General features: G+C 68.2%; 8 protein-coding genes. 4 read left to right on the top strand and 4 right to left on the bottom strand.

The window, feature by feature from the left end; genetic code table 11:
* The first annotated feature begins 192 nt into the window (after positions 1-192).
* Positions 193-1,923 carry a DUF2637 domain-containing protein gene (locus ACIF9R_RS37745; protein ID WP_399987569.1) on the top strand — a complete coding sequence of 577 codons (1,731 nt, stop codon included), beginning with the start codon at positions 193-195 and terminating at the stop codon, positions 1,921-1,923.
* 121 nt (positions 1,924-2,044) lie between these two features.
* Here ACIF9R_RS37745 and ACIF9R_RS37740 read toward each other — a convergent pair whose 3' ends face one another.
* Positions 2,045-2,197: a hypothetical protein gene (locus ACIF9R_RS37740; RefSeq protein WP_399987568.1), complete on the bottom strand. Its 153-nt coding sequence runs from the start codon at positions 2,195-2,197 to the stop codon at positions 2,045-2,047.
* Between the two features lie 238 nt (positions 2,198-2,435).
* Between ACIF9R_RS37740 and ACIF9R_RS37735 the strand changes: the two genes are divergently transcribed.
* Positions 2,436-3,836 (top strand): NPCBM/NEW2 domain-containing protein, encoded by a 1,401-nt coding sequence (locus tag ACIF9R_RS37735; protein WP_399987566.1) that lies wholly within the window; start codon positions 2,436-2,438, stop codon positions 3,834-3,836.
* 194 nt (positions 3,837-4,030) lie between these two features.
* On the opposite strand, the gene ACIF9R_RS37730 is transcribed toward ACIF9R_RS37735, so the two are convergent.
* Together ACIF9R_RS37730 and ACIF9R_RS37725 are read right to left on the bottom strand one after the other, a co-directional pair.
* Positions 4,031-4,477: a hypothetical protein gene (locus tag ACIF9R_RS37730; RefSeq protein WP_399987564.1), complete on the bottom strand. Its 447-nt coding sequence runs from the start codon at positions 4,475-4,477 to the stop codon at positions 4,031-4,033.
* Positions 4,462-5,010, bottom strand: coding sequence for a helix-turn-helix transcriptional regulator (locus ACIF9R_RS37725; protein WP_399987562.1), 549 nt, complete (start codon positions 5,008-5,010; stop codon positions 4,462-4,464). Before ACIF9R_RS37725 ends, ACIF9R_RS37730 begins: the two co-directional genes overlap by 16 nt.
* Before the next feature lie 137 nt (positions 5,011-5,147).
* On the opposite strand from ACIF9R_RS37725, the gene ACIF9R_RS37720 reads away from it, so the two are divergent.
* A protein-coding gene (locus ACIF9R_RS37720; RefSeq protein ID WP_399987560.1) for an IS5 family transposase occupies positions 5,148-5,998 on the top strand; the annotation gives its coding sequence in 2 pieces (ribosomal slippage) (positions 5,148-5,505 and positions 5,505-5,998; 852 coding nt in all).
* 137 nt (positions 5,999-6,135) lie between these two features.
* On the opposite strand, the gene ACIF9R_RS37715 is transcribed toward ACIF9R_RS37720, so the two are convergent.
* Positions 6,136-6,276 (bottom strand): hypothetical protein, encoded by a 141-nt coding sequence (locus ACIF9R_RS37715; protein ID WP_399987559.1) that lies wholly within the window; start codon positions 6,274-6,276, stop codon positions 6,136-6,138.
* Positions 6,277-6,727: 451 nt separating this feature from the next.
* Between ACIF9R_RS37715 and ACIF9R_RS37710 the strand changes: the two genes are divergently transcribed.
* Positions 6,728-7,456, top strand: a complete 729-nt coding sequence (locus tag ACIF9R_RS37710) for a hypothetical protein (protein ID WP_399987557.1) — start codon at positions 6,728-6,730, stop codon at positions 7,454-7,456.
* Positions 7,457-7,985 lie beyond the last annotated feature (529 nt).

Raw genomic sequence — 7,985 nt, 5'->3', positions numbered from 1 at the left:
ATACCCCTACCCCCGGCCACCCCGGCGCCGGCATCCAGCCCGGGGCCCCCCCACCCCCCACCCCGACCCCGGAGGCACACCGTGACGCAGACGACCTACACCCCCGCACCGACCACTCCGGCTCCACCCGGATCCGCTCCGGACCGGTGGGGCGGTGCTCCGGTTACACCCACGAGGGGGGAGGATGCCCGGATGAACACGACGCTGACGGGTGACCAGCAGGCGGCCACACGGGAGGCCATGGCCCCGGCCGCCCCGGACACGGCCCCGGCCGCTCCGGCACCACGGGCGGCCACTCCGGCCGACACGAACAGCGCTCCGCCCGCACCGCGCAAGGGCGGCCAGGAGCGGCCGGGGGTGGCCGATACCCCCCTGCCCACGGCCCCGGCCACCGGCCACCCGGCCCCGGCCACCGGCCACCCGGCCCCGGCCACCATGGCCACCCCCCAGGCCGGCCGAGGCGCCCGCATGGTCGGCTGGCTCCTCCTGGCCGTGGCCGCGATCGGCATGCCCCTCGTCGGCGTGATCGGCTTCGCGGCGTCCTACTCGACGCTCAAAGAGTTCGCGGCCGACAACGGCTTCGGGCGTCTGTCCGGATGGTTCCCGATCGGGATCGACGCGAGCATCGTGGCGCTGCTGGCGATGGACCTGGTCATGGTCCGACGCCGTACCCCCTGGCCCGTCCTCAGGTTCGCCGCGCACGCGATGACGCTGGCCACGGTGCTGTTCAACGCCGCCGACGGCATCAACACCGCCAAGGGCGTCAGCGCCTGGGACGGCCTGTGGAACGACCCGCTGCGCGCCATCAGCCACGCGGTGATGCCCGTGCTCTTCGTCCTCGGAGTGGAGGCGGCCCGGCGGCTGCTCATGCACGCCGCACGGATCGAGGAGGGCACAGCCAGCGACCGCATTCCGATGCACCGCTGGGTCCTCGCCCCCGTCCGCACGGGACGCCTCTACCGGCGTATGCGGCTCGCCGCGGTGACCTCGTACCCGGAGATGGTGGAGCGCGAGCAGGCCCTCGCCGGATACAAGGTCTGGCTCACCCACGAGCTCGGAGGCACCCTCTCCAAGGCCACCGAGACCCAGCTCCTCCCGATCACCATGGCGCCCCACGGCTACACCGTGGAGGAGGCGCTCGCCCTCCCGTCGAAGTGGGAAGCCGACGCGGAGGAGCGCGCCGAGCAGGAGGCGGAGCGCGAGCGGCTCAAGGCGGAGCGCCAGCGCGAGCAGGCGAAGCGGGACCGCATCACCGCCCTGACCGACGAGGCCGACATCGCCGAAGCGGAGCACCAGGTCGCCGCCCGCACCGGCACGGCCGCCGCACAGGCGACCGCCGCCACCGCCCAGGCCCAGGCCGAGGCGGAGGCCGCCCGCACCCGGGCGGAGCTCCAGAAGACAGCGGCGGAGCGCCAGGCCCGCGCCGAGGCCGACGCACTGGAGTCGGCGGAAGCCGCCGCCGCCCGCCGCGACGCCGCCCACGCCCAGGAACAGGCCGCCGAAGCCGAGCTCCGCACCGCACACCTCCGCGAGGAAGCGGCCCGCACCACCGCCGAGGCGGAGCGCCGCGAGCAGGAAGCGGAGCGCACCGCCGCCCAGCGCGCCGACCGACGCCGCCAGCAGGCCCAGGCCGAGCACCAGGCCGCCGAGACCGAGCTGCGCACCGCCCAGCTCCGCGAGCAGGCCGCCCGCATCGAGGCCGCCGCCCAGGACGCCGAGGACTACGCCCGCCTCACCCCCCGCGAGCGCTCCGAACGCCGCGTCGCCCGCCTCCTCCTCGCCGCCACCCCGGCCGGCCAGGACACCCAGCTCGACGCCGTACCCCTCGCCACCATCCAGGAAGAGCTCTCCGTGGGCCGGACCACCGCGAGCGAACTACGTACCGCGGCCCTGGCCCTGATTCAGGGGGGCTACCGCCCCTGACATCCGTCCTGACTGCTGGATGACGAAGGGCGGCACCCATTGCAGGTGCCGCCCTTCGTCACGCGGTGCGCCGATCCGGATCCGGCGTGGGAGGACACCGTGCGTCCTCCCACGCGCCGGCTCAGTTGCCGAACAGCAGCACGTAGAGCACCGTGACTACGGTGGTACCCACCATGAGAGCTGCTCCGAGCTTCTCGTTGCGGTAGGCGACGTAGACGGCGCCCAGGCCGACGGCGGCCAGGACGAGCACATTGAGCTTGTCGACGGGACTCATGCTGGGCCCTCTTTCGGGGGGTCCTGGGGCCTGCCCGTGACTGCATCTTTGGCGGAGGCGTCACGGGCAGGCCGTTCCAATCCCGGCGTCTCCAACAGGCGCCGGGATCCCCGTGTCTGACGGGATGTGCCCACCGTCTCTGGTGCTCTTTGTAGGGTGCATCCGCACCGCTCAACCAATTTTTTGCGACTGCTGCGGTGCTCATCCGCACCACTCCGGACCCCCTGGCATGGGGGACATGACGCAGGAGGTACCGGTGGAAAACCGGCCCGAGAACCGCAACGCAGACGCTTCTCCGGACCGGCTGCCTCCCGACACGATCGAGGGCTTCGCGCAACGGGTGCGCGACCTCTTCACAGCGACGAGGATGAGCACCAAGCAGTTCCAGCGGCTCCACGGCTTTCCTGACGGATTCGTTTCCAAGTGCCAGAACGGGAAGCAGGCGCCCCCGATCGAATTTGTGATGACCTTGATCGACGAGGCGAAGATCCGAGGCGGTCTGCGTGACGAAGCTGCCGATCAGTACCTGCGGGAGTACGGCCAGCTTCTACGTGCACTTGATAACGACGGCCGTGGACATCACTTGCACAGAACCTGGTTCGCTCAGTACGAGCTGACGATGAGCGCGATGCGGCACGAGCAGGAGCTACTGGAGGTCCTGGAGGAGAATCGCCGACTGGAGGTAGAGGCGGCGTCCACTACGTCGAAGGAGCGCAAAGCCGTCATTCAGGCTCAGATCCAGGAACTAGCAGTCAGGCAGCGCAACGCAATCGCGCAACGCGACGCGGTCCTCCAGGAACTGGCTGATCTCCGGCAGACATCCCCGGAGATGGGCGCAGATGCTCCGCAGGCCACCGCCGACTCGCAGCCCATGGGCGCGGGCCTGCACACCAGTCAGCGCCCCACAGCACTCCAGGACGCTCCATCACCTGTACCGCACCCCGCTGACGGTGGTGCGCATGCACCCCGAGTCCTCACCGCCTCTGATGAGCATGCGCACCGGTGGCAGATGGCCCGGTTTCTCGTGGGCGCCTTCGTGGTGCTCGTGCTCGGCATTATGGCCATTTCCCGGTTCACCGATAAGGACGACAGGACGGCCGCGACACCCGGCGACACTTCCACCCAGGACGGCCCCAAGGGTGGTGAGCAGCAGCCGGCCACGACTCCTGCGTCCGAAGCTCCCAGCACCGCACGCACGCCCTCCAGCACCCCCACCGCGGCGAAGCCGCTGAAGCTCGGCGACCTGAACTTCACCGGTGACAACTGGGTGCAGGGGTCCTGGAGCCTGGACGGCCGCCCGTACCCCAAGAGCATCGCCTGGGCCAGCCCCTGCAGCAATGAGCAGCGCATCATGTTCAAGCTCCCGGACCCTTACCAACGCTTCACCGCCGTAGTTGGGCTCGGTGGCGAAGCCGACGCGCAAGACCGCGACTACCCGGCGAACTTCAACCTGTGGGCCGACTTTGACGGCGACGGGCAGGGCGACCCAGACGAGCTGGTCGCTTCGCCCGGAGTTATGTACGACAAGCCCGCCAACATCGACGTCGACATCAAGGGCGCCACCCAGCTCATCCTCAAGATTCGGGTCACTTCCTGCGGAGGTACACCCCTGGTTTGGGGTAGCCCAGAAGTCCGCTAAGCCACAGCTCCCAGACCGCGACCTGCACGCATGACGCAGCACCAGGACGACGAGGGCGGCACCACACAGTGGCCGCCCTCCATCACCGCCGCCTTACCGGCGATGCATCGCCAGACCGACGACGCCGCTGCACACCGCCGCAGCCGCGGAGCCGAAGGCCGCAGCGACCTCAGCTTGGTCTGCCACGGCCAGGCCTACGACGCCAGCCACGGACACCACGCCCACGAACAGCGTGGCCCAGCCACGACGACGCGTCGTACTAGCTCTCGACCCACTTCCACGACCAGCGCGACCTGGTCGTCGAAAGCGTCGGCCAGCAGCACCCGAGCCCGCCGAACATTCCGCCGACACGCATCACGGCCACCGCGAACAAGGCGTTGAACTTGCATCGGACCAGGTCGGTTGGTGCTGGCGTACATCTCCGGGACCTCCATCTGCCAGATGGAGGTGAACCGACCCGACTCGCCGGAATTACGCACGACATCCAGCTTGTCCATCTTGAGGAAGACATCGTCCTTGTCGACGTCGTCCTCGCCCTTGTTGTCGATGTTGTCCTTGCCCGTGTACTCCTCGGCCTCGTAGTCCAGATAAGAGGTCGACGACCATGACGGCCCACACCGACTCCTCAGCCCCGACGCCACCACCGACGCCGCTCCCCGCCCACCGGCTCTTCCTCGAGGCCCCCCGTGGATCCGTCCTCCGGCTGCGCCTGCCCGGGGACCGACGGTTGCGTGAGCACCGGACGCTCCGGCGCCGGCATCAACGCCTTTAGCGCCCGCTGGAGGTCCGCGATGTGCTCGCCCCGCGCCGCCAGCTGCTCCCGCAGGTGCTGCGCCTCGGCCTGGGCCAGGAGACGGCCGTGCTCGGCCTCGGCCACGGCCAGGGCGTGCTCGTGCCGTACACGCTCCAGCTCGGCCCTCAGCGCCGCCGCACCTTGCTCCTCGGCCACCGGGCGCTCCTGGACGTTCGCCAGCACCACCTCGTCGGGCGGGGATGGCGCGTGGAGGCGAAGGCCTGCGGCGAGTAGGTCGTCAACCGGGATCACCCAGCCCCGTACGGGGTCCTGCACGGCGCCCGGCAGGTCGCCGGCCTCGCGGCGGCGGCGGATGGTGGTACGGCTGACACCGCACGCGGCGGCGGCCTCCCGCTGGGTCAGCATCGGACGCGAGCTCATGAGCCCCATCCTCCCTGCACAGACCCTGGACACCAGACCGACCCACCCGCCCCTGCGGCCCGGCGCGCTGTTCGGGGCAGGCGCCGATCCGGCTAGGGCCTGTCTTCAAACGCTGCTGATGGGGCATCATGTGACGCATGGTGCGGCGACATGAGCTCTCGGATGAAGAGTGGGATGTTCTGTCGGGGCTGCTTCCGCGGACGGAAACGGGGCGGCCCAGGCGGGACGACCGGGTGGTGCTGAACGGAATCGTGTGGAAGCTTCGGACCGGTTCGGCCTGGCGTGATGTGCCGGAGAGATACGGGTCCTGGCGGACGTTGTACACACGTTTCCGCAGGTGGGCGCTCGATGGCACGTTCACTCGGATGCTTGAGGCCGTCCAGGCTCAGAAGGATGCGGCGGGAGACGTTGACTGGCTGGTCTCCGTGGACTCCACGATCACCCGCGCTCATCAGCACGCGGCCGGCGCCCGTAAAAAGGGGCAGGCCCTACAGAAACGGCACACACTCACGCCCTCGGACGATCCCGTGGCGGACTGACGACCAAGATTCACCTCGCCTGCGACGGCCATGGCCGTCCGCTCAGCTTTGTCGTCACCGGCGGCAACATCAACGACTGCACGCAGTTCGAGCAGGTCCTCGCGCAGATCAAGGTTCGCCGCCCAGGCCCAGGCCGACCGCGCAACAGGCCCGATCATCTCCTGGGCGACAAGGGATACAGCAGTCGGGGCATACGCAATTACCTGCGGAAACGCGGCATCCCGCACACCATCCCGGAACGCTCGGACCAGCAGGCAAACCGCCGCCGTCGGGGCAGCAACGGCGGCAGGCCGCCCGCTTTCGACAAGGAGCGCTACAAACAGCGCAACGTCGTCGAGCGCTGCTTCAACGCGTTAAAGCAGTACCGAGCCATCGCCACCCGCTACGACAAAACCCGCGAATCCTACGAAGCAGCACTCACCATCGCGTCACTCCTGATGTGGATATGACCCTTTGAAGACAGACCCTAGGCCAGATGCGCCTGCGGATAGCCAGCGGTTCAACCGATGGTGCGAGTCGGCAGCGTGATGATGTCGTCGTGCACCCGGCAGCCCAGGTACGGGACCAGGTGCACGACGGCGGCCCGTCAAAACCGCATCGTGATCCAGGCCAGTACTTCCTCGGCGAAGTACTGGCCGAAGACCTTGCCGAAGCCACTGAACAGTCCGAGGAAGACAGCTCCGGTGACAGTACTTAGGACGCGGTGCCGGGTGATGAAGCCGCGCACTGCTCCCCACACCGATCGCATGGGGGTCCAGGCCGGCGCAGAGTGCCGAACGATGAAGGCGCGGGAGGACAGCAGCCACGCCCTCCATCGGGGGATGCGGGTCGACGGCAGGCCAAGCGGCCCCGTAACCTCGGGGTTGGAACTGATAGGTCTTCGTCCTTTCGTAAGTACGTGAAGTTGCTTCGAGACCAGGTACAAGACCCGTCGGACTGCTGTGTGGCCCCCCGTTGGCGCGGGGGGCCACAGTCGTTTCACCTCCAGGTAGCTGACCGGACCGGACTGCTGTGCGCTGAGAGCCCGTTGGCGCGGTGCTCCGCTGAAGACCATTCGTTCGTCCTCGGCGAGGCCGCTCTGCGGCGCGTTAGGAGTTTATTGGGCGGTACTGACAATCCCAGTGTGTGTAAACATGTCGCGAGACATCAAGTGCTCTGAAAGCGAAGGGGCTTGCAAAATGCCTGCTCGGCCGCGCATTCCCGACCCACGCAAGGGCCATCTGGAGAAGTTCGCCTTTGATCTCCGCGAACTGGGCGTGGGTAAGGTCGGGGTCAGCTGGATTGCTGCCCAGGACGACGCCCTGGCCTCACGGCCGGCCCTCTACGCGGCCCTGTCCGGCACACGGCTTCCCCACTCTGTAACGGTCAGCACGCTGCTTCGCTGGTGGGCGGGCAGCCCCGATGACGAACGGGCGAGTGTCCACCCACGGGACCCGATCTGGGGCTGGATACAGCGACTCCCCGCCGATCACGAAGCCCGCACCGTGGCGAGCGAGTGGAAAGCCCGCTACCAGCGCCTCGCCAGAGCTGAGGAGCGACGACGGTGGGCGAAGAACCGAAAGTGGGAGCCGACGCCCCCTGTACAGATCGACATCCCCCCTGAGCAACACATGCTGATTGCGCAGCTCAAAGAGATGATCGAGCGGACGGAGCTTGGCCAGGACATGTGGCTACTCTTCGGATCCGACACCCTGCGGATGGAGCGGTACCTGAGCGGCAAAGTGATCCCGCGTCACAGCTCGTGCGTTCGCATCGTGCTGATCTGCGCGAGCTTCCACCAGGACCAGGAATCAGACACGGAGTACGAGATCGAGCGGCTGTGCACGGCTGCCGACCTTGCCCGACTGGCCCGTGTGCGAGAGCGCAGGATCGCCCGCAAGACGTCACGAGCCGCCGTCCGCAACTGATGCCGACAACGCAGCCGCCTTCGGGAGGGCGGCCAAGACAAGGACGCGCAGAGCTCTCCGCCGAACTTTCCGTTAGCGTGCAGCTTGGTCACCGTGGCGAAGACCATGTGCTTGCCCATCTCCGTGCAGAACTTGATGGCCCACGCCCTGTCGGCCAGTGCCTCTGGGCGACCAGCACCACCGCAGTGCCAAGTGATCATTCCTGATGCCCTGGAGCATGCGACGTCGGAGGAGGTCGCGGCGTGTCTGGTGACCTCTCAAATTCCCGGTTTCTACCCAGCGCTCCAAGTGATGCAGAGTGGTGTGTGCTGGGTCCAGTTGTTAGCTGCGGTCGAGAATGATGCGCGCGGCTCACGCTCCGGCCGTGATGACCGACCCTCTCTTGTTGGTGCGTAGTTGTCTGTGAGTCCAGGTATGGGGTGTGCCGCAGGTGGTGATCCGGCATCAGGCCTGCCTGCACTGCGGAGCCGTGCAGGCAGACCATCCCAACGCGTGACCTTCCGTCACCCCCGGGGCCTGCTGCCGCCGG

The organism is Streptomyces sp. NPDC086080 (assembly GCF_044540255.1).
GTDB lineage: Bacteria > Actinomycetota > Actinomycetes > Streptomycetales > Streptomycetaceae > Streptomyces.
The sequence above is the reverse complement of the archived record's forward strand: the minus strand, read 5'-3'. Positions and strand labels throughout refer to the sequence as shown.

What these genes read in the sequence shown, in the direction of transcription:
- ACIF9R_RS37710 (WP_399987557.1), top strand. Translation starts at nt 6,728, where the DNA reads ATGCCTGCTCGGCCGCGCATTCCCGACCCACGCAAGGGCCATCTGGAG.
- ACIF9R_RS37740 (WP_399987568.1), bottom strand. Translation starts at nt 2,197, where the DNA reads ATGAGTCCCGTCGACAAGCTCAATGTGCTCGTCCTGGCCGCCGTCGGC.
- ACIF9R_RS37725 (WP_399987562.1), bottom strand. Translation starts at nt 5,010, where the DNA reads ATGAGCTCGCGTCCGATGCTGACCCAGCGGGAGGCCGCCGCCGCGTGC.
- ACIF9R_RS37745 (WP_399987569.1), top strand. Translation starts at nt 193, where the DNA reads ATGAACACGACGCTGACGGGTGACCAGCAGGCGGCCACACGGGAGGCC.
- ACIF9R_RS37735 (WP_399987566.1), top strand. Translation starts at nt 2,436, where the DNA reads ATGACGCAGGAGGTACCGGTGGAAAACCGGCCCGAGAACCGCAACGCA.